At 72.3% G+C, this 19,901-nt stretch carries 16 protein-coding genes; 9 read left to right on the top strand and 7 right to left on the bottom strand.

The window, feature by feature from the left end; genetic code table 11:
- The first annotated feature begins 94 nt into the window (after positions 1–94).
- Together I4Q55_RS32550 and I4Q55_RS32545 are read left to right on the top strand one after the other, a co-directional pair.
- Positions 95–2,773, top strand: a complete 2,679-nt coding sequence (locus tag I4Q55_RS32550; protein ID WP_206793300.1) for an MMPL family transporter — start codon at positions 95–97, stop codon at positions 2,771–2,773.
- Complete coding sequence (locus tag I4Q55_RS32545; protein ID WP_206793298.1) at positions 2,773–4,731, top strand: YhgE/Pip family protein; 1,959 nt, start codon at positions 2,773–2,775, stop codon at positions 4,729–4,731. Before I4Q55_RS32550 ends, I4Q55_RS32545 begins: the two co-directional genes overlap by 1 nt.
- Positions 4,732–4,780: 49 nt before the next feature.
- On the opposite strand, the gene I4Q55_RS32540 is transcribed toward I4Q55_RS32545, so the two are convergent.
- From I4Q55_RS32540 to I4Q55_RS32520, 5 genes are read right to left on the bottom strand one after another with little or no spacing between them, the layout of a single operon-like run.
- Complete coding sequence (locus I4Q55_RS32540) at positions 4,781–5,326, bottom strand: TetR/AcrR family transcriptional regulator (protein ID WP_206793296.1); 546 nt, start codon at positions 5,324–5,326, stop codon at positions 4,781–4,783.
- The gene (locus I4Q55_RS32535; RefSeq protein WP_206793295.1) at positions 5,326–6,603 is read right to left on the bottom strand and encodes an amidohydrolase family protein; all 1,278 of its coding nucleotides are present in this window, start codon (positions 6,601–6,603) and stop codon (positions 5,326–5,328) included. Before I4Q55_RS32535 ends, I4Q55_RS32540 begins: the two co-directional genes overlap by 1 nt.
- A complete protein-coding gene (locus I4Q55_RS32530) occupies positions 6,600–8,087 on the bottom strand; it encodes an FAD-dependent oxidoreductase (protein ID WP_206793293.1) in 1,488 nt (495 codons plus the stop codon). Before I4Q55_RS32530 ends, I4Q55_RS32535 begins: the two co-directional genes overlap by 4 nt.
- A complete protein-coding gene (locus I4Q55_RS32525; protein WP_206793291.1) occupies positions 8,084–8,980 on the bottom strand; it encodes an alpha/beta fold hydrolase in 897 nt (298 codons plus the stop codon). The genes I4Q55_RS32530 and I4Q55_RS32525 overlap by 4 nt, the downstream gene beginning before the upstream one ends.
- Positions 8,977–9,771, bottom strand: a complete 795-nt coding sequence (locus I4Q55_RS32520; RefSeq protein WP_206793289.1) for an alpha/beta fold hydrolase — start codon at positions 9,769–9,771, stop codon at positions 8,977–8,979. The genes I4Q55_RS32525 and I4Q55_RS32520 overlap by 4 nt, the downstream gene beginning before the upstream one ends.
- A gap of 57 nt (positions 9,772–9,828) precedes the next feature.
- Here I4Q55_RS32520 and I4Q55_RS32515 point away from each other — a divergent pair, with 57 nt between their 5' ends.
- Complete coding sequence (locus tag I4Q55_RS32515; RefSeq protein WP_206793287.1) at positions 9,829–10,497, top strand: TetR/AcrR family transcriptional regulator; 669 nt, start codon at positions 9,829–9,831, stop codon at positions 10,495–10,497.
- Here the strand turns inward: I4Q55_RS32515 and I4Q55_RS32510 are convergent.
- Positions 10,463–12,040, bottom strand: a complete 1,578-nt coding sequence (locus I4Q55_RS32510) for a glycoside hydrolase family 44 protein (RefSeq protein WP_307793364.1) — start codon at positions 12,038–12,040, stop codon at positions 10,463–10,465. The genes I4Q55_RS32515 and I4Q55_RS32510 overlap by 35 nt on opposite strands.
- Positions 12,041–12,199: 159 nt before the next feature.
- The gene (locus I4Q55_RS32505; RefSeq protein WP_206793283.1) at positions 12,200–12,856 is read right to left on the bottom strand and encodes a TetR/AcrR family transcriptional regulator; all 657 of its coding nucleotides are present in this window, start codon (positions 12,854–12,856) and stop codon (positions 12,200–12,202) included.
- A 132-nt stretch (positions 12,857–12,988) separates the two neighbouring features.
- On the opposite strand from I4Q55_RS32505, the gene I4Q55_RS32500 reads away from it, so the two are divergent.
- The 6 genes from I4Q55_RS32500 to I4Q55_RS32475 are packed head-to-tail and all read left to right on the top strand — an operon-like array spanning position 12,989 to position 19,893.
- Positions 12,989–14,113: a VOC family protein gene (locus tag I4Q55_RS32500; protein WP_206793281.1), complete on the top strand. Its 1,125-nt coding sequence runs from the start codon at positions 12,989–12,991 to the stop codon at positions 14,111–14,113.
- Positions 14,110–15,039: a fumarylacetoacetate hydrolase family protein gene (locus tag I4Q55_RS32495; RefSeq protein ID WP_206793279.1), complete on the top strand. Its 930-nt coding sequence runs from the start codon at positions 14,110–14,112 to the stop codon at positions 15,037–15,039. Before I4Q55_RS32500 ends, I4Q55_RS32495 begins: the two co-directional genes overlap by 4 nt.
- Positions 15,036–16,913 carry an acyl-CoA synthetase gene (locus tag I4Q55_RS32490; protein ID WP_206793277.1) on the top strand — a complete coding sequence of 626 codons (1,878 nt, stop codon included), beginning with the start codon at positions 15,036–15,038 and terminating at the stop codon, positions 16,911–16,913. The genes I4Q55_RS32495 and I4Q55_RS32490 overlap by 4 nt, the downstream gene beginning before the upstream one ends.
- Positions 16,910–17,251 (top strand): DoxX family protein, encoded by a 342-nt coding sequence (locus I4Q55_RS32485; RefSeq protein ID WP_206793274.1) that lies wholly within the window; start codon positions 16,910–16,912, stop codon positions 17,249–17,251. Before I4Q55_RS32490 ends, I4Q55_RS32485 begins: the two co-directional genes overlap by 4 nt.
- The gene (locus tag I4Q55_RS32480; protein ID WP_307793363.1) at positions 17,248–18,696 is read left to right on the top strand and encodes a bifunctional 3-(3-hydroxy-phenyl)propionate/3-hydroxycinnamic acid hydroxylase; all 1,449 of its coding nucleotides are present in this window, start codon (positions 17,248–17,250) and stop codon (positions 18,694–18,696) included. Before I4Q55_RS32485 ends, I4Q55_RS32480 begins: the two co-directional genes overlap by 4 nt.
- Positions 18,697–18,708: 12 nt before the next feature.
- Positions 18,709–19,893, top strand: a complete 1,185-nt coding sequence (locus I4Q55_RS32475; RefSeq protein WP_242547187.1) for a cytochrome P450 — start codon at positions 18,709–18,711, stop codon at positions 19,891–19,893.
- Positions 19,894–19,901 lie beyond the last annotated feature (8 nt).

Genomic DNA, 19,901 nt, shown 5'->3' with positions numbered 1-19,901 from the left:
CCCTGATCCACCCGGAGGAGTGATGCGATGCACTCCGCATCGGATACATCTTGCATTACGATACACGACGTATCCAACGTGGTCAGGAGTCCTCGTGTCGTCGTTCCTCTACCGGCTGGGCCGCGCCGCCGCCCGTGCCCGGGTGCTCGTGCTGGCGCTGTGGGTGGTGGTGCTGGCGGCGGCCGGCGGGGCGGCGCTGCTGTTCAACCAGGGCACCGATGACGCCTTCGCGATCCCCGGCTCGGAGTCGCAGGACGCCCTCGACCACCTCGGCCGGGTTTTCCCCGAGGTCAGTGGCACGTCGGCCCAGCTGGTCCTGGTCGTTCCGGAGGGCGCGAAGGCCGACACCCCGGGCAACCGCGCCGCGGTGGCGCAGGCGGTGACCCGGATCGGGAAGCTGGATCAGGTCGCCACGGTCGTGAACCCGTTCGACGAGAACGTCAACGGCGCGGTGTCGGAGGACGACCGGGCCGCCTTGCTCGCCGTGCCGCTGAAGGTGCAGCTCGCCGCCGTCGAGCCGGCCACCAGGACCGGGCTCGCGACGATCGCCGAGGATCTCGGGAAGCAGACCGGCGCGAAGGTGTACACCGGCGGCGACGCGTTCTCCGACCGGGTGCCCAAGCTGAGTCCCACCGAGGGCATCGGCCTGCTCATCGCGCTGCTGGTGCTGGTGTTGATGTTCCGGTCCCTGATCGCCGCGGTCATGCCGCTGGTCACCGCGGTCCTCGGGGTCGGCGTCGCCATCGGGCTGATCTTCCTGGCCACGCTGGTCACGCCGATCTCCTCGACCGCGCCGATGCTGGCGGTGATGATCGGGCTCGCCGTCGGCATCGACTACGCCCTGTTCCTGCTCTCGCGGCACCGCGACCAGCTCGGCGAGGGGCTCGACGTCGAGGAGTCGATCGCCCGGGCCACCGCCACCGCCGGCTCGGCGGTGATCTTCGCCGGCCTCACCGTCGTCATCGCCCTGCTCGGGCTGGCCGTGGCCGGGATCCCGTTCCTGACCACCATGGGCGTCGCCGCCGCGGTCGCCGTCGCACTGGCGGTCGCGATCGCCGTCACGCTGGTGCCGGCGCTGATGTCCTTCGCCGGCAAGCGGTTGCGGCCGCGCGCCCCGAAACCGAAGCGGACCCGGCGCCGCCGGAAGCCGCAGATCGCGCGCTGGTGGGTGCGGACCGCGACGAAGGCACCGCTGGTCACCGTGCTCATCGTGGTCGCCGGGCTGGCGATCTGCGCGATTCCCGCCACGAGTCTGCGGCTGGCGTTGCCGGACAACGGCACCGAGGAACACGGCAGTCCCGCGCGTGACACCTACGAGGTGGTCAGCGAGCACTTCGGACCCGGCTACAACGGCCCGCTGATCGTCACCGCCGACATCATCACCAGCACCGACCCGATCGGCCTGGTGAACAAGCTCGCCGACGAGATCCGCCGCGTCCCCGGCGTCGCCTCGGTTCCCCTGGCCACCCCGAACCCCAAGGGTGACACCGGGATCATCCAGGTCGTCCCCACGACCGCGCCGGACTCCGCGCAGACCGACGACCTGGTCGCGAGGCTGCGTGGGCTGGAGCCGCACTTCCTCGACGCCTACGGGACGCAGACCGCGGTCACCGGCATCACCGCGGTCGGGATCGACGTCTCCGCCCAGCTCGGCAGCGCGCTGCTGCCGTTCGGGATCCTCGTCGTCGGGCTCTCGCTGATCCTGCTGGCCATGGTGTTCCGCTCGATCTGGGTGCCGGTCAAGGCCACCGCGGGCTATCTGCTCTCGGTCGCGGCGGCCTTCGGGGCGACGTCGTTCGTGTTCGTCCAAGGGCACTTCGCGGACGTCCTCAACGTGACGCACACCGGCAGCGTGATCAGCTTCCTGCCGATCATCCTCATGGGTGTCCTTTTCGGACTGGCGATGGACTACGAGGTCTTTCTCGTCTCGCGAATCCGTGAGGACTACGTCCACAAGGGCGATCCGCACCACGCGATCGAGTCCGGGTTCGTCTCCGCCTCGCGCGTGGTGGTCGCGGCGGCGGTGATCATGTTCGCGGTCTTCGCCGCGTTCGTCCCCGAAGGCAGCGCCACCATCAAGCCCATCGCGTTCAGCCTCGCCGTCGGCGTCTTCATCGACGCCTTCATCGTCCGCATGACTCTGGTGCCGGCGGTCCTCGCGCTGCTCGGCCGCCGCGCCTGGGGACTGCCGCCGAAGCTGGATCGGGTGCTGCCGGTGTTCGACGCCGAGGGTGACGCGCTCGTGCACGAGCTGCGGCTCGCCGACTGGCCCGGCACCGACGAGGCGGTCAGCGCCCGCGGCCTGCGCCTGGAGGACGACCGCGGCCATCCGGTGTACCGCGACGTCGACCTGCGCGTCCCCCACGGCGGTGTGCTGGTGCTGCACGGCACGGGGGCCTGCGGCAAGACCGCGCTGGCGTACACGCTCGCCGGCCGGGTCACCAAGTTCACCGGCGACCTCAAGGTGCTCGGCCGGGTGCTGCCCCAGCACACGCACGCCCTGCGCCGCGAGGTCGCCGTCATCCCGTGCCGCGCCGCGATGGACCCGGCCCGGCAGATCGCCCGCGACGGCGACGCCGGGCTCGTCGTGGTCGACGACGTCGACCTCGTGCTCCGCGCCGACATCCGCGACCACGTCCGCAGGCTCGTCGCCGAGCGGGGCGCCACGACCTTCGTGCTGACCTGCCAGGATCCCGAGCGGATCGCGGACCTGCTGCCCGCGGACGCTCACCGCCACGCCCTCACCGCCCTCCAGCCCGCCGAGGTCTTCTGATGCTCAAGCCCTTCGCCAACTCCGCCCGTGCCCTCGCCACGGGCCCGCTGACCTGGCGCACCTGGACCGGCCTGATCGCCGTCCCGCTCCTCATCATGGGCCTGCTCACCTGGGCGTTCTGGGCACCGGACACCAATCACGGCACCGCCAAGGCCGCCGTGGTCAACAACGACGAACCCGTCCAGGTCAACGGCCAGACCATCCCGCTCGGCCGGCAGCTCGCCGGATACCTCACCCACAGCGAAGATTCGGCCTACGACTGGGTGCTCACCGACGCCGACGACGCTGCCGCCGGCCTCGCCGACGGCAGCTACGCGGCCACGGTGACCATCCCGAAGGACTTCTCCGCCCGCGCCACCTCGGCCGCCACCGCCAAACCACTCGAGGCCCGCCAGGCACAGGTGCGGGTGCGGACGTCCGACGCCGCCGGCGTCAGCGATCCCGGCCTGGCGGACCACATCGCCCAAGCCACGCAGCGGACTTTGAACCAGCAGGTCGTCCAGACCTATTTGGACAACGTGTACGTCGGCTTCACGACCCTCCACCAGAAGGTCGGCCAGGCCGCGGACGGCGCGGCGCAGCTCGCCGACGGAACCCGGCGGCTGGACGACGCCGCCGGGCAGCTGCGCACCGGCGCCGACCAGCTCGCCGCCGGAACCGCCCAGCTCGCCACCGGCTCCGGCAAGCTCGCCGCCGGGCTCACCCAGGCCGAGCGCGACACCGCGCAGCTGCCCGCGCTGACCCGGCAGCTGGCCGACGGCGCCGACCAGGTCGCCGACGGCAACGAACAGCTGGCGACAGTGTTGGTGTCGCTGGCCAACCGGATCATCGCCGCCATCGACGCCGTCCCCTCGGCCGGCAGCGCGGCGAAGCAGTTCCGGCAGCTCGCCGACGAGTGCACCGGCACCCCGGCGTTCTGCGGCGAACTCCGGGCGACCGCGGACCGGTTCACCACCGACGCGGGGAAGATCGACGGGGTCAAGGCCACCGTCCGCGCCAACGTCGTCAAGACCCGCGACGCCGTCCAGGCCCTGGCCACCGGGGCCCGCAAGGTCGCCGACGGCAACGCCCAGCTCGCCACGAAGTCCAAGGAGCTGGCCGCCGGCATCGCGTCCGCCGCCAGTGGCGCGAGGCAGCTCGACGGCGGCGTCCGGCAAGCGAACTCCGGCGCGCAGAAACTCGCCTCCGGAGCCGGACAGCTCAAGGACGGCACCAAGCAGGCCGCCGACGGCGCCGGGGAACTCGCCACCCAGCTGGACCAGGGCCGCGACCAGGTGCCCAGCTACACCGACGCCGAACGCGCGCACCTCAAGACCGTCGCCGCGGAGCCCAGCACCGCCACGACCGACGGCACGCCGATCGGCACCCTGGCCCTGACGCTGTTCGCCGCGCTCGCCCTCTGGGCGCTGGCCCTGGCCACCTACATCGTCACCCGGGCCGTGCCGGACGGTGTCCTGACCGCGCGCGAGCCCACCTGGCGGATCATCCTCCGCGCCGCCATCCCCGGCGCGACCGCGGCCGCCCTCGCGGCACTCGCCATCACCGCGATCGCCGTCCCCGTCCTGAAACTCGGCGTTCCCGGCGCCGTCGGCTTCCTGCTGATCGCGCTGCTGGCCGCGTCGGCGTTCGTCGCGCTCAACCAGGCCGCCACGGCGCTCTTCGGCCGTGCCGGCCGGATCGCCTCCCTGGCCGTGCTGGTCCTGGCGGGCGCGACCGGCGTCGTCTCGACGCTCCCCGGACCGCTGTACGCACTCGCGGACTACCTCCCGACCCACGGCGCGGTCCTGGCGCTGCGCGCCGCGGCGACCGACGGCACCGGCCTCACCACGGGCGTCGCCCAGCTCGCCGCGTGGCTGGTGGTCGGCACCCTCGTCTCGATCCTGATCACCGATCGCCGCCGCTACCTGTCCGCCAAGAGCATCCGGCTTCGCCACGCGCACCCGCTCGCAGCCGTCTGACGAGAGGCCCCGCGCCGGATCGTGCCTGCCGAGCCGCCCGAGCAGCGGCTCACTGCTCGGAGCCGGTCAGGCCGTGGAGGACGAGGTTCGTGACCACGTCGGGGACGCGGTCGTCGCCGGTGGGCAGGGTGTGGTTGAGGCCGGCGAGCATGAAGCCCACCGCCGTGGCCACCAGTTCGGGGTCGCCGGGGAGCGGCTCGCCGCGGTCGCGCCGGTCTTCCAGGTGCTTGCGCAGTGGGGCCGTCCAGGTGGCCAGTTCGTCCCGCAAGCGGCCGGAGGCCGGGGCGGCGGCGGTCGCCGACTGCAGCAGGGCGATGGCCGTGGGGCGGTGGGTGCGCAATGTGGTCCAGCAGGCCGTGACGTGGCCGCGGATCGAGTCGTCGGGGGCCGGTGGCTCGGCGAGCTCGCCGCGCAGCACGGTGAGGAGCTGCTCCTTGTCGCGGAAGTGGCTGTAGAACGACCCCACGGCCCGCCCGGCCGCGGCCGCGATGTCGGTGACTTTGGTGTCGAGGTAGCCGCGCTCACCGAACAACCGCTTCGCCGCGGTCAACAGGTCCGCCCGGGTGCGGCTCGCCAGCTCGTCCCGCGTGCTCATCAGCCGGTGACGTGGGGGAGGAGCCGGGCCGAGGAGTCCCGCAGCTGGTCCCGCACGGCGTCGATGTCCACGTCCAGGAGGGTGTGGTCGCGTTTGCGCCAGCGTCCGGCGATCATGACCGCTTCGATGTCGCGGGCGGTGGCGTGCAGGGCGGCGGCGATCGGGTTCGGTGCCGGGGCGTCGATGACGACGAGATCGGCTTGCATGCCTGCGTCGAGCCGGCCGACGCGGTCGGCGAGGCCGAGAGCGCGGGCGCCTTCGACAGTGGCCCAGGCGAGTGCCTGCTTGGCGGTGATCGTCGTGGTGAGGGCGAAGGAGCCGGTGGTCTGCCGGTGGTGGTCGTGGTCGTGGCCGCGCTGGTGCGCCAGTGCGGTGCGGGCGGCGGAGAGCACGTCGGCGGGGGTGACGGCGTCGGTGTCGGTGCCCAGCGAGGGCGCGGCGCCCAGCCGGAGCAGGTGCCCGGTGACGGGGAAGCCGTGGCCTTGGCCGAGTTCGTTCTCGGGCGTGCTGGTGATGCTCGCGCCCGCGTCGACCAGGATCTTGAGCCACTCTTCGGTGAGCCCGGCACCGTGGACGACGTTGGTGTCCGGGCCCAGCAGCCCGGCGGCCCGCACGGCCGCCCACGCGGGCCCGGGTGCTCCGCCGCTCTGGTGCATCGACACGACGAGCCCGCGTTCGGCGGCGGCGCGGAAGTCGGCGATCGCGGTGTCCGGTGTGGACAGTTGCGGGCCGCGGACGGCCACGCCGATGGTGAGCAGTGGTCCGCCGGCCAGGCGGTCGACCTCGCTGAACGGATGGGTCGCGTCGGGCGCGGAGTAGGGAGTGCCGTGCAGGAACACCCCGCGGATGCCGGAGGCGCGGAGGCCGTCGAGGGCGGCGTCGGTGTGTTCGGGGGTGGGGGTGTTGTGGCACCAGTCGCCGAGGGTGGTGGTGCCGCGGTCGAGCTGGCTCAGCGCGCCGGCGAGGGTGCCGATCCGCATGTCTTCGGGGCGGTAGTGCCCGGCCACGGCGCCGTGCATGCGGCCGAGGTAGTCCGCGAGCGTCCAGTCGGTGCCGACGCCGCGCAGGGCCGTCTGCCAGGTGTGCAGGTGGGCGTTGACCAGGCCGGGCAGGACGATCCGGTCGGTGAGGTCGACGATCTCCGCGCCGGTCGCGTCGAGGTTTTCGCCGACGGCGGCGATGGTGCCGCCGTCGATCAGGATGTCGGCGTGTTCGGTGTCGGGGCGGTGCGGTGCCATGGTGATCACGCGTGCGCCGCGCAGCAGGGTGCGGCTCATGCGGCCACCTCCGGGGTCATGGCGCGCACGGCCGCGCGGGTCGACTCGAGGAAGTCGTGGGTCGCGATGTGCCCGAGGTAGCCGTCGGGCCGGACAAGCAGCAGCGCGTCACCCTCGATCCCGTAGTCGCGGCGGAAGCTGCCCGGTCCGTCGACGGTGATCCGCCGGAGCGGCGCTCCCGCGGCCGGCCAGGCGAGTTCGTCGCTCGCTGCCGCGGCCTGGGTGCCGTACGCGACCAGGGTGAAGTGCGGGCCCCGGTAGACGTCGAACAGCCGTGAACCGCCCAGGTCGGTGTCCGGTGCCCGGTCGCCGGCCTGCAGCGTCGTCGTGCGGTCGGTTCCGCCGGGTGCGAGCGGGCCGCCGTGGTAGGTCAGCGACAGCTGCTGTTCGTCCTTGCCGCGGCGCAGGCTGGAGGGGTCGAGTTTGGCAAGTCCTTCGTACTTCTTCGTGGACAGGCCGAGCACGCCCGCGGCGATGGGCAGGCGTTCGGCTTCGTAGGTGTCGAGCAGCTGTGGGTCGGCTCCGGCGAGGACCTGGGCGAGTTTCCAGCCGAGGTTGTAGGCGTCCTGGATGCCGGTGTTGAGACCCTGGGCCCCGGCGGGGGTGTGCACGTGGGCGGCGTCGCCGGCGAGGAAGACCCGCCCGCGGCGGTAGGCCTCGGCCAGGCGGATGTTGGGCCGGAACACCGACCGCCACCGGATGTCGCGCACGGCGATGTGCCGGTTGCCGGTGTGCGCCCGGATCCGCCGGGTGATCGCTTCTTCGCCTTCGGGCGGTTCTTCGTCCGGGGAGAGGCGGATCATCCACTGGAACAGACCGGTGTGCGGCAGCGGGCAGGCGCCGGCGAACCGGCCTTTCACGCCGGGCCAGACGTGCCACCGGTTTTCGGACAGGCCGGTGGTGACGGCGTCGACGATGAGCATCCGGTCTGCCTCGCGGGTCTCGCCGAGGAAGCCCAGCCCGAGGTGCTTGCGGACGGCGCTGGCTCCGCCGTCGGCGCCGACGAGGTAGCGGGCGGTGATCTGTTCGGTGCCGTCGTCGCCGGTCACGGTGGCGGTGACCGACGTGGCATCCTGGGTGAATTCGGTGAGTTCGCGGCCGTATTCGACCTTGCCGCCGAGCTGCTCGAGCCGGTCGTGCAGCACGCTGTCGGTGCGGTACTGCGGCATCAGCCGGGTGTTCGGGTAGGGGACGTCGGCGCTGCGGTCGCGGTTGCGGAACATCCGCCACGGAACGGTGACCGGACCCAGGTGGATGCCGAGGCGGGGGTAGTCGCTGCTGCCGGCGAGGACGTCGCCGAGCACGCCGAGGTCGTCGAACACTTCCAGGGTCCGCGGCTGGATGCCCTTGGCGCGGGAGCCTTCGAAGGAGTGCGGGGCCTTGTCGACGATCCGGACGGCCAGGCCGCGGCGGAGCAGGTCGATGGCCAGGGTGGTGCCGGCCGGGCCGGCGCCGGCGATCAGGACGTCGAGGGGTTCGTTCATGGTTGGAGCCGATCCGGGTGGGGAACGGCGAACGACGCGAGCAGGTCGCCGACGTCGTCCGGCCGTTCGTAGGGGGCCATGTGGCCGCATTCGGTGATGACGTGGGTCCGCCGCGGGCGCAGCAGTTCGCGGACGGTGCCGAGGTGGGTGATCGGGGTGACCTGGTCGTCGTCGCCCCACACCAGCAGCACCGGAAGGCCGAGGCTGCCGGTCCGCCGGAAGAGCTCTTGCCGTTCGTACAGCGGGAAGTCCTGCAGGGTCTGGAAAAACGCGTAGAGGGAGCCTTCGTAGCGGTAGGCGTCCCGCACCATGGCGACCAGCCGGGCGGAGAGGGCGGGGTCGCGGACGTTGTGCCCGAGGTGGCCCTCCAGGAGGTTGCGGCCGAAGCGCCGGGCGATGACTCCGGCGAGCAGATCGTTGCGCAGCAACCGCTGCGGCAGCGGACGCGCACCCAGCCCGGCCGGGCCCACGATCGTGAGCGTGGCCACGGCCGCCGGGTCCCGGTTCGCATAAGCCATCGCGACCAGGGCACCCATCGACGTGCCGACGACGTGGTGCGGCCCGGTGAGGCCGAGGGCGGCGGTGAGCTCGGCCAGCTGCCGGACGAACAACGCCTCGTCATGAGCGCCCCGGACCCGGTCGGAGTAGCCGCGGCCGTAGGCGCTGCAGGCCAGGGTGCGCAGGCCGCGGGCGTGCAGCCGCGCGGCGAGTGCGTCCCAATAGGACAGCGGGATGGTGATCCCGCCGACCAGCACGGCGAGCTCCCCGTCCTCGGGGCCGGTCAGCTCGTAGTGCGTCACCCCGTCGGACAGGGCGACGAAGCTGCCGCGCAAGGTCCGGCGTGCGGTCGCGTCGAGCCGGCGGTCCTCATCCGAGGCGACGAAGTACTTCATCGCAGGAACTCCTCGATCGCCGCGGCCACCCAGTCCGGGTCCTCTTCCGGCAGCAGGTGGCCACCGTCGGCGTGGACGCGCTCGGTGGCGCCGGGGATGTCGCGGGCGAAGTGCTGCCCATCGACACTCGCGCTGCGCAGAACCAGCGTCGGCACCGCGATCTTCGGGATTTCGCCGCTGCGGTCGGGCTGGTCGGTGTTGGCGAAGTCGACGAACGCCGACCGGTTGCCCGGACGGCTGGTCAGCGCGTGCACCCGGTCGACCATGGCGTCGTCCACGATCGCGGAGTTCGCGCCGACGGCTTCGCGCAGCCCGCGTTCGGTCGCGCCGCGCGGGAGCCAGCGCCGCAGCAACGGGCGCAGCAGCGGGTTCCGGGCCAGCCGCAACCCGGCGGGCAGCGTCTTCTCCGGGTAGCCGGTGGCGTTGACCAGCACCAGCGCGTCCACCCGGTCCGGGGCGTCCAGGGCCAGGTTCCACGCGATGTTGCCGCCGAGCGAATTGCCCGCCAGCGCGAAGTGCGGCACATCGAGGGCGGTCAGGAAGCGGGCGATCGTGCCCGCGTAGGTCCGGACGCGGTAGTCGCGGTCGGGCCGCGGCCCCGTCCGCCCGAACCCGGGCAGGTCCGGGCGGATCACGTCGTGTGACGCCGACAACAACGCCGCTACGCGCTCGAAGCCTTCCAGGGACGACCCGCTGCCGTGCAACAGCACCACAGTGGGCCCTTGACCTGCGCGTTCGTAGTGCACGCGCAGGCCGTCGACCGAAACTGACCGGGTGTGGGTGGTCTTCATAATGGCAACAGTGTTGCCGTTATTGCGGAGGGTGTCAACCGCGGCCATACTGGGCGGGTGACCAGTTCGTCCCCGGCCGCTCGGCGGTCACGTGGCCGTCCCGCCGTCCCGCTGGACCGGATCCTCGCCGCGGCGCTGCGGCTCGTCGACGAGGAAGGCGCCGAGGCGCTGTCGATGCGGACGCTCGCCCAGCGCCTCGAATCCGGCACGGCCACGCTCTACCGCCACTTCGGCAACCGGGCGACCTTGATCACGCACGTGGTCGACCGCGTTTTCGGTGAGGTCGACCTGGACGCCGCGTCGCTGGCGGAACTGGACTGGGACCAGGCCTGCCGGACGGTCGCGCGGGCGATGTTCGAGGCGCTGGGCAGGCACCGGCGGATCGCGCCCCTGCTGATGGAGCAGACGCCGACCGGCCCGAACGCGATGGTGCTGCGAGAACGCTGCCTGGCCATCCTCCTCGACGGCGGGCTCCCGCCGCACCTCGCCGCGCGCGCCTACGCGACCCTCGCGCGGTACGTCCTCGGCTTCGCGATCCAGCTCGCCGGATCGGGCGACGCTGCCGAGCAGACGCGGGCGTCGGCGCACTTCCACCACGTGTCGCCGGCGGAGTTTCCGGCCACCCTCGCGGTCGCGGACTCGCTGCCGGTGCCGCTGGAAGACGAGTTCGCCTTCGGCCTGGACCTGATCGTCAACGGCCTGCGCGCGGCAGGACGAGCAGGGTGATCGAGTTCGCCGGGTACGTCGCGGTGACGCGGCCGCGGTGCACCGCGAGGTCCTGGCCCCGCACGATCGAGGAGAGATCGGCCGGGCTGTAGGTGAACCGCTGCGCCTTGCCGGTGCCGCAGCCGGTGATCGACAGCGGAGAGCTGAGTTCGGTGCCGGTCTTGTTGATCACCATGAGCGTGAGTGCCCCGTCGCTCCGGCGTTGCGCGCCGTAGATCGCGAGCTGGCCCTGGTCGGTGCTGGCCGCCGAGACGCTGATGTCGCCGAACTTGCTTCCGGCGCCGTCGTAGTTGCGGTACATCCGGAACGCGTACGCGCCCGGGTCCGTGGGCTTGGGCTCGCCCCAGATGGTGGCCAGGTCGAGCCCTTCGCGGCCGAAGATGCCGAGGACGTCGGCTTCGGCGAGGGCGCCGTTGATGTCGTCGAGGGCGCCCCAGTTGTACTCGGTGATGGCGGTCTTGGTGCCGGGGTTGTACTGGGCGATCCACTGCTTCATCGTGCGGATGAACTGCAGGGGTGGCGCGTTGACGCCGGTCGGGCCGATCCAGGACTCCTCGACGTAGGACGGGTCCCACAGCGAGCGGGTCGACCGCAGCCGCCACGCGTTGGCTTCGGGGGTCTTGTCGCCGCTGATCTGCGGGTAATAGTGCTGGTCGAAGTAGTCGAGCAGCCGCTTGCCCGCGGCGTTGCCCGCGTCCTTCATGTTCTTCAGGAACCACTGGGACAGGTTGAGCCCGCCGTGGGCGGCGGCGTCGGCGCCCGGCGCGCAACCGTCCACACCGGACGCGACCCATTCGCAGTAGCCCCACCCGGACGGGCCGAGGACCGCCGCCCGCGGATCGGCCTTCTTGATGGCCGCCGCGGTCGCGGTGCTCTTGGTGCCCAGTTCGTCGTTGGACACGGGCTGGGGGTGGACGTCGCGGTGGGTTGCGCTCCACAGCACCGGTTCGTTGTCGAGTTCGTAGATCGGGACGCCGCCGCGCGCCGCCGGGCCGAACTGGTTCACCAGGTGCGACACCATTTCGCCGGCGAAGGACGCGTCCGCCGGGATCGAGGTGTCGGTGGGCTCGGCGCCGGTGAGGTCGGTGTTGTTCAGGCGGCCGTTGCCGCAGTTGGCGTCCCACTGGTCGAAGCTGTCCTGCTGCGGGAACCGGGTCGCCGGGAACCCGCAGGCGAACGGGTGGGACGACGGCGAGTCCTTCGCCACCCAGCCGGACATGGGCACGGTGACCACCTGCTTGATCCCGCGGTCCCGGTTGCGCTGGACGTAGGCCTCGAGGGTGTTGTCCGGCCCGGCCACGATGTTCTCGAAGTACCAGTCGCTGCCGGTGTTGTAGGTGTGGTTCTTGAAGTTGTAGCGGCTGGTCGCGTTGCCGCCCCAGCGCGAGACCGGGATGCCGAGCTCGGCGACGAGTGCGGGGTCACCGCCGTTCATCCCGTAGATGTCGGGACTGATCGCGTGCCGGGCCGCGAACAGGTCCACCGACAGGCTGGGCCCGGCGGCGGAAGCCGGTGGTGCTCCGGTGGTCAGGAGCGCCGCCACCAGGCAACCGGTCGCGGCGAGGAATTTCCCGGACCGTAGGCGATTCCGCCGCTGAGCAGCCACCTGGAACTCCTGACGTCGACGTATGGGAGCGCTCCCATACGATACACATCCGCCACGGCGGCGGTTTGTAACTTTCCTCGGAGCCGGAACGCTGTGTCAGGCGGCGGTGTCCGGCCCGGTCGCGGTCGCGTCGAGGTCGGGCAGCGGGCGACCGCAGATCTCGTGGGCTTCGGCGGCGGTGAGGCCGAGCATGCGCAGCAGGTCCTCGGTCACCTGGTCGGTCGTGGCGGCGTCGTCGCGCTCGGGCCGGCAGTGCAGCAGGTGGCCGAGGCCGAGTGCGGCCCCGGCGACGGTGACCATGGCGAGTTCGGCGTCGGTGACGGTGAAGCGGCCGGCTCGCACGGCTGCCTCGATGTCGCGACGGGCACGGGGAGCGAGTCCGCTCTCCGAGGTGGCGAGCTCGAGGCCGTGGTGGAGGAGCACCTTGCTGAGTTCGGGATGCCGCCGGTGCAGGCGCCCGGTCAGCCGGAAGCTCTGCGCGAAGACCTGTGCCGGGTCGTCCAGGCCGGTGGTCAGCTCGTCCAGCAGGGCGCCGTGGACGTCGAGGGCGTCCTCGATCGCGGCCTGGTAGAGCTGCTCCTTCGTCTCGAAGTGGTTGTAGAACGACCCCATCCCGACGTCCGCGGCCTGGGTGATCTCCAGGATCGGCACCGCGGTCCGCCCCTCGGCGATGAGTGCCTGGGCCGCCCGGACCAGGGCCGCGCGGGTGCGCGCCTTGCGCCGTTCCAGTCGGCTCGGAGCGTGCTCCGGCATCCGTGCTCCCGTCTTCGCAGGTCCAAGCCGCATCGTAGCCCACGGCGTCACTGGTGAGGAAATCGTCAGAAACTCTTGACTGAGGATATGCTCGTAAGTGACGATATCGTCATCAACGTGGATGGAGGAGCCATGGGAGATCCGCACAGCGGGCTGCACAGCGAGCGCGGCGCGCTCGCGGGTGAGCACCCCGGCCGGGCGGCGAACCCGGTGATCAAGGTGCACGACCTGGCCTGGCTCGAGTTCGAGAAGCCGGACCTGAAGCGGGCGGAGGTGTTCGCCCGGGCCTTCGGGTTCACCACCGTGCTCAGCACCGGCCGCGAGCTGCACCTGCGGGGCACCGATGCCGGCGCGCCGTGCGTGATCATCCGCAAGGGCGCCCGGTCGAAGTTCCTGGGGCCGGCGTTCCTGGCCGCCACCCCCGGCGACGTCCTGCGGCTGGCCGAAGCCACCGGCCGGCCGGTCGCCCGGCTGCCGGAGACGCTGGGCGGCGTCGTCCTCGACCTGCCCGACCCGAGCGGCCTGCGGGTCCGGGTCGTGTCGGACGCGCACGAGCTGCCCGCGCTGCCGCCGCAGGACCCGCAACAGCTCAACTTCGGCCATGAGGTCCGGCGGGTCAACGCCACGCAACGCCCGCCCCGGGCCCCGGCGCTGGTGCAGCGGCTCGGGCACGTGGTGCTGCAGACGACCCGCTACCGCGAGGCACTGGACTGGTACCTGGACCACCTGGGCCTGATCGTCAGCGACTTCATGTACCACCCCGGCCAGCGCGGGCGCGGGCCGGTCATGAGTTTCATCCGGTGCGACCGGGGCGCGACTCCGGCCGACCACCACACGCTGGCCATGGTGCTCGGCCCGGCCGACCGCTACGTGCACTCGGCCTACCAGGTCGCGGATCTCGACGCGCTGGCCGCCGGTGGCGAGTACCTGCGCGAGCACGGCTACCACCATTCGTGGGGCATCGGCCGGCACATCGAGGGCAGCCAGCTCTTCGACTACTGGCGTGATCCGGACGGGTTCATGGTCGAGCACTTCAGCGACGGCGACCTGTTCGACAACACCCTCGAGCCCGGCTGGGCCCCGTTGACCACCTCCGGGCTGGCTCAGTGGGGACCGCCGGCCACCGCCGACTTCCTCGGCGTCAAGCCCGGCAAGGAATCCCTGCGCGAACTGCGCGCGGTGTTCTCCGCGCTCCGCGAAGACAACGAATTCGACGCCCGGCGCTTGCTGGGCCTGCTGAAAGTGGCCCGCTCATGACCTTGACCGTCCTGCGCACCGCCGACGCCTGGTACCTCGCCACCGCGGCCGGCGCGGCGAAGATCCCCACGACGGCGACGACCACCGCCGAACTGCTCGCCGACCGCGCGGCGATCGCCGCGGCGGGCCCGTTCACCGACCGGGTCGAGGACCTCGCACTGGTCTCCCCGGTCACCGCGCCCTGCCGCGTGGTGGCCCAGATGACCAACTTCACCTCGCACGTCACGGACGCCGGGATGGACCCGAAGACCGTGCCCCTGACGTTCTTCCGCAAGTCGTCCGGGTCGATCAGCGGCCCGTTCGACGACGTCGTCAAGCCGCCGCACGTGCGCCTGCTCGACTACGAGGTGGAGATCGGGCTGGTCATCGGCCGGGAGATCCCGGTCGGCAGCGAGATCACCGACCCGGAGGAGTGCGTCGCCGGCCTGGTCGTGACCAACGACGTCTCCGCCCGCGACGTCCAGCTGCCGCAGACCCAGTTCTACGAGGCCAAGTCGTACCCGACGTTCACCCCGGCCGGGCCCGCCCTCGTCCTCCTGGAGGCCGGTGAGCTGAAGCGGTTCGCCGACCTGCGGCTGCGGCTGTCGGTCAACGGCACGGCCCGGCAGAACGCGGTCGTCGGCGACGACATGATCTACCGCCCGCTCGAGGCCCTGCGGGCCCTGGCCCGGTTCCAGCGGCTGGATCCCGGCGACCTGGTGCTGACCGGGACTCCGGCCGGCACCGCGTTGTCCGCGCCGCCGAAAGCCGTGGAGAAGATCGCCGCGCTGCTGCCCCCGGCCCTGAAGTGGAAGCTGTTCTTCAAGGGACAGGCGAAGAATCCGAAGTACCTGGCGGACGGCGACGTCGTCGAGGCGTCGGTCGCGACCGACGACGGTGCCCTCGATCTGGGCACCCAGCGCACGGTCGTGAGGTACCGGCGATGACCGGCGCTTCCCTGTGGCCGCGCTACGCCGGACCCGCCGACCTGGCCGCGATCGAGGCCGTCCCGCTCACCGAACGGGGCCTGCCGGAGTCGACCTACGCCCTGCTGCAGCGGGCCGCCGGATGGTGGCCGGATCGCCCGGCGACCACCGTGCTGCCCGAGGCCGCGCGGTGGCGGGAGCCCGTCCGCCGCACGTTCGGCGAGCTGCTCGCCGATGTCCACCGCTACGCGAACCTGTTGCGCGACCTCGGGGTCGGGCGGGGCGATGCGGTCGCGTTGATGTCGCCCAACTGCGCCGAGCTGATCCCGGCGACCCTGGCCGCGCAGCTTGCCGGTGTCGCGGCGCCGCTGAACGGCGGCCTGTCCCGCGACCACCTCGGCGAGCTGCTTCGCCTGTCCGGCGCACGCGTGCTGATCACCGCCGGGCCGGAACTCGCCCCGGAAACCTGGGACACCGCCCGGACGCTGGCCACCGAGCTGGACGTCGTCCTCGTGCTGCGCCCGACCGGCGCGGCCGGCGAACCGCCCGCGTTGCCCGCCATCGACGGGGTACGCGTCGGCTACCTCGCCGAGCTCTCCGCCACAATGGACCCGTCCGATTTCGCCGGCGAACCCCCGGTGGCGTCGGATCTGGCCGCGTTGTTCCACACCGGCGGCACCACCGGCGCGCCGAAGCTGGCCGCGCACACGCACGCCAACGAGGTCGCCGACGCGTGGATGATCGCGGCGAACTCGCTGCTCGACGTCGGCTCGGTCGTCTTCGCGGCGCTGCCGCTGTTCCACGTCAACGCGCTCGTGGTGACGCTGCTCGCGCCGCTGTTCAAGGGTCAGCACGCGGTGTGGGCCGGCCCGCTCGGCTACCGCGAACCCGCCCTGTACGGGCAGTTCTGGAAGATCGTCGAGCACCACCGGATCGCGGCGATGAGCGCGGTCCCGACCGTGTACGCGGTGCTCGCGCAGTGCCCGGTCGACGCCGACATCGCCAGCCTGCGGTTCGCCATGGTCGGCGCTTCACCACTGCCGGCCGCCGTGCGCGAAGGCTTCCAGGCACACACCGGCGTCACGCTGGTCGAGGGCTACGGGCTGACCGAAGCCACCTGCGCCAGCGCGCGCAGTTTTCCCGATGTGACGCGCCCCGGCACCGTCGGGCAGCGCCTGCCCTACCAGCGGATGCGGGTCGTCCACCCGGAAACGGGGGAGGAGCTGCCCCGCGGCGAGACCGGGGTGCTGGCCATCAGCGGCCCCACGGTGTTCCCCGGCTATGTCGTCGGGCGTGACGAAAACGCGTACATCCTGGACGGCCTCGGCAAACTCCGCGACGGCTGGCTGAACACCGGTGACCTGGCCCGGCTGGACGCCGACGGGTTCGTGCACCTGGCCGGCCGGGCCAAGGACCTCATCATCCGCGGCGGCCACAACATCGACCCGGCGATGATCGAGGACGCCCTGCTGACCCACCCGCAGGTGACCGCGGCCGGCGCGGTCGGCCGCCCCGACGAGCACGCCGGCGAGGTGCCCGTCGCCTACGTGACCCGCACACCAGGCGCCACGGCGACCGAGGCCGACCTGCTCGCCTGGGCCGCCGACCGCGTGCCCGAGCGGGCCGCCGCGCCGAAGGCCGTCACCGTGCTCGACGCGCTGCCCGTGACCGACGTCGGCAAGCCCTACAAGCTCGCGTTGCGCGCCGACGCGACCCGCCGCGCGATCGCCGAGGCCCTCGCTCCGTTCGATCGCGTGACCGTCGACGCGGTGATCGAGGACGGCACCGTGACCGTCGTGATCACTCTTCCGTCCGAAGTGGACGAATCCAAGGTGAGGGCCACCCTCGGCCGCTACACCGTCCCTGCCCGCCTGACCTTCGGAGAAACCTCATGATCGCGTTGTCGGTTCTCGGGGCGGCCATCTTCTTCCTCTTCGGCGCGGCCAAGCTGTTCGCGCTCGCGCCCATGCGGGAACGCGCCGCGCACGCCGGCTTCTCCGTCACCGCCTACCGCGGCATCGGCGCGCTGGAGATCGCCGGGGCCGCCGGTCTCCTGGTCGGCTTGGCCGTGCCGGTGCTCGGCGCACTGGCCGGGGCCGGCCTGCTCCTCCTGCTCGCGGGCGCCCTCGTCACGCACGTGCGCAACCACGACAAGGCCCGCGACCTCGTCCCGGCGCTGGTCTGCGCGGTGCTCGTCGCCGGCTACCTCGTGGCCCTCGGGGTGTCGCCGTGAGGGTGCCCGTCGTCATCGTCGGGGCGGGCCCGGCCGGGCTGACCGCCGCGGCGCTGCTCGGCCGGTACGGCGTCGAGTGCCTGGTGCTGGAGCGGTGGGAGTCGGTCTACCCGCGGCCTCGTGCGGTGCACCTGGACGACGAGGTGCACCGCATCCTCGGGCGGCTCGGGCTGGCCGGGGAGTTCGCCGCCATCTCCTGGCCCTGCCACGGGCTGCGGCTGCTCGATCCGGACCTGCGGGTGCTGGCGGAGTTCCGCCGTTCCCCGGGCGGCGGCCGGCACGGCTACCCGGAGGCGAACATGTTCGACCAACCCGACCTGGAGCAGCTGCTCCGCACCCACCTGGCGACGGCCGGCACGGTCACCCTGCGCGGCAACACCGAGGTCACCGGTATCCGGCAGGACGGGACCGGCGTGCGGGTCGAGACGACCGACCGCGGCACCGGCGCGCGCGAGACGATCCACGCGGACTACGTCCTGGGCTGCGACGGCGCCAACAGCCGCACCCGGACGGCGATCGGCGCGACGATGGCCGACCTGAAGTTCGACCAGCGCTGGCTGGTGGTGGACGTCGCCACCACCGCCGACCTCGGCCAGTGGGAAGGCGTGCACCAGGTCTGCGACCCGCACCGCGCGGCGACCTACATGCGCATCGGGAAAACCCGCCACCGCTGGGAGTTCCGGCTGCTGCCGGGGGAAACCGCCGGCGACTTCGACGACGTCCGTCGGCTGCACCCGCTGATCGCGCCGTGGACCGGGGAGATCGACCTGGAGATCGTCCGCGTCGCCGAGTACACCTTCCGCGCGCAGCTCGCGGACCGGTGGCGCGACCGCCGCGTGTTCCTGCTCGGCGACGCCGCCCACCTCACACCGCCGTTCATCGGCCAGGGCATGGGCGCCGGGCTGCGCGACGCGGCCAACCTCGCCTGGAAACTCGCCGGTGTCCTCGACGGAACCCTGCCCGCCAGCGCACTCGACACCTACGAGGCGGAGCGCAGGCCGCACGCCCGCGCGATGATCCGGCGGGCGGTGCTGGTCGGCAAGGCCATGACCGAAGGCGGCCGGTTCGGCGACCTGATCCGCCGGGTGGTCGCGCCGCGCCTGAACGGCCGCGTCCTCGACAGCGCGACGCCGGCACTGCACCGCTCGGACCTGGTCGTGCGGTCTCGCTTCCGGTCGTCCCTGGCGGGACGGTTGTGCCCCAATGCCCTGCTCGACGACGGAACCCGGTTCGACGACGTGGCAGGCGGCCGCTTCGCCGTCGTCACCACGAGCACGCCGTCGGAGACCGAGCGAGCCGCCATCCGGGAGTCCGGCGCGGTCCTCGTCACCACCCGGATGTCCGGCGAGCTGCACCGCTGGCTGCGTACCGGCGCGGCCGTCGTCCGACCGGACGGCACGGTGCTGAGCGCCGCTGACAGCCTCTCGCGGTGCTGGTACCCCTGACAAGGAGCAACGATGCCCCAACGCCACGAAGTGCCGGTGTACCGGCCGGACATCTATTCGCCGCAAGCGATCCTGGACCCGTACCCGCACTACGCGAACCTGCGTGAACTCGGGCCGGTGGTGTGGCTGCCCAAGCACAACGTCCACGCGCTGCCCCGCTACGCCGAATGCAAGGCCGTGCTGCTGGACGACAAGACCTTCGTCTCCGGCGACGGCGTCGCCCTCAATCCGATCGCCAACCGGCTCTCCCGGGGCACCACGCTCAACAGCGACGGCGAAGACCACGCCCGCCGCCGGGCCCTGGTCGCTCACCGGCTGACACCCCGGGCGCTGCGCGCGATGCGGGACGTCGTGGAACGCCAGGCGGCCGAGATCGTCGACGCCGCGGTCGCCCGGCGCACCGTCGACGGCGTCGAAGTCGCGGCCGCACTGCCCGCGGCGGTGGTCCCCGACCTCGTCGGGTGGCCGGCGGAGGGGCGGGAGAACCTGCTGCGGTGGGGTGCGGCCACCTTCGACATCCTGGGGCCCTTGAACGGCCAGGCAGTGCAGGCGGTCCCGGCCGGCCTGGGCATGGCGCGGTTCGCGCACACCGTCGCGAAGCGGCGGAATGTCCTGCCCGGCAGCATGGGCGACGACCTGCTGCGCGCGGCCGACGCGGGTGAACTCCCGCACGCCGAGTGCCCGGCGCTGATGGTCGACTACCTGGTGCCGTCCCTGGACACCACGCTCAGCGCGATCGCGAGCGCCCTCCACCTGTTCGCCACCCACCCCGGCCAGTGGCAGCTCCTCAAGGCCGACCCGGGCCTGATCCCCAACGCGGTCAACGAGATCGTCCGCTACGAATCCCCGTTGCGTGCCTTCAGCCGCAAGGTCGCACGCGACACCGAGGTCGCAGGCACCGCACTGCCCGCGGGCTCCCGGGTCCTCGTCCTCTACGCCTCCGCCAACCGGGACGCGCTGGAGTGGGACGACCCCGACACGTTCGACATCCGCCGGGACGCCGCCCGCCAGCTCGGCTTCGGCCACGGCACGCACGGCTGCGCCGGGCAGGGCCTCGCCCGCCTGGAAACCCAGGCAATGCTGCGCGCGCTCGTGACCCGCGTCGACCGGATCGAGCCGGCCGGGCCACCCGAGTGGGCGCGCAACAACATCATCCACCGCCTCGGGCGGCTCCCGATCGAACTCGTCCCGGCCTGAAAGAAGGA

It is taken from the genome of Amycolatopsis sp. MtRt-6 (genome assembly GCF_017308975.1).
Lineage (GTDB): Bacteria > Actinomycetota > Actinomycetes > Mycobacteriales > Pseudonocardiaceae > Amycolatopsis.
Note: the sequence above shows the minus strand (reverse complement) of the source record. Positions and strands in the feature narration are given on the sequence as shown.

What these genes read in the sequence shown, in the direction of transcription:
- I4Q55_RS32545 (WP_206793298.1), top strand. Translation starts at nt 2,773, where the DNA reads ATGCTCAAGCCCTTCGCCAACTCCGCCCGTGCCCTCGCCACGGGCCCG.
- I4Q55_RS32540 (WP_206793296.1), bottom strand. Translation starts at nt 5,326, where the DNA reads ATGAGCACGCGGGACGAGCTGGCGAGCCGCACCCGGGCGGACCTGTTG.
- I4Q55_RS32535 (WP_206793295.1), bottom strand. Translation starts at nt 6,603, where the DNA reads ATGAGCCGCACCCTGCTGCGCGGCGCACGCGTGATCACCATGGCACCG.
- I4Q55_RS32530 (WP_206793293.1), bottom strand. Translation starts at nt 8,087, where the DNA reads ATGAACGAACCCCTCGACGTCCTGATCGCCGGCGCCGGCCCGGCCGGC.
- I4Q55_RS32525 (WP_206793291.1), bottom strand. Translation starts at nt 8,980, where the DNA reads ATGAAGTACTTCGTCGCCTCGGATGAGGACCGCCGGCTCGACGCGACC.
- I4Q55_RS32520 (WP_206793289.1), bottom strand. Translation starts at nt 9,771, where the DNA reads ATGAAGACCACCCACACCCGGTCAGTTTCGGTCGACGGCCTGCGCGTG.
- I4Q55_RS32505 (WP_206793283.1), bottom strand. Translation starts at nt 12,856, where the DNA reads ATGCCGGAGCACGCTCCGAGCCGACTGGAACGGCGCAAGGCGCGCACC.
- I4Q55_RS32500 (WP_206793281.1), top strand. Translation starts at nt 12,989, where the DNA reads ATGGGAGATCCGCACAGCGGGCTGCACAGCGAGCGCGGCGCGCTCGCG.
- I4Q55_RS32495 (WP_206793279.1), top strand. Translation starts at nt 14,110, where the DNA reads ATGACCTTGACCGTCCTGCGCACCGCCGACGCCTGGTACCTCGCCACC.
- I4Q55_RS32490 (WP_206793277.1), top strand. Translation starts at nt 15,036, where the DNA reads ATGACCGGCGCTTCCCTGTGGCCGCGCTACGCCGGACCCGCCGACCTG.
- I4Q55_RS32485 (WP_206793274.1), top strand. Translation starts at nt 16,910, where the DNA reads ATGATCGCGTTGTCGGTTCTCGGGGCGGCCATCTTCTTCCTCTTCGGC.
- I4Q55_RS32475 (WP_242547187.1), top strand. Translation starts at nt 18,709, where the DNA reads ATGCCCCAACGCCACGAAGTGCCGGTGTACCGGCCGGACATCTATTCG.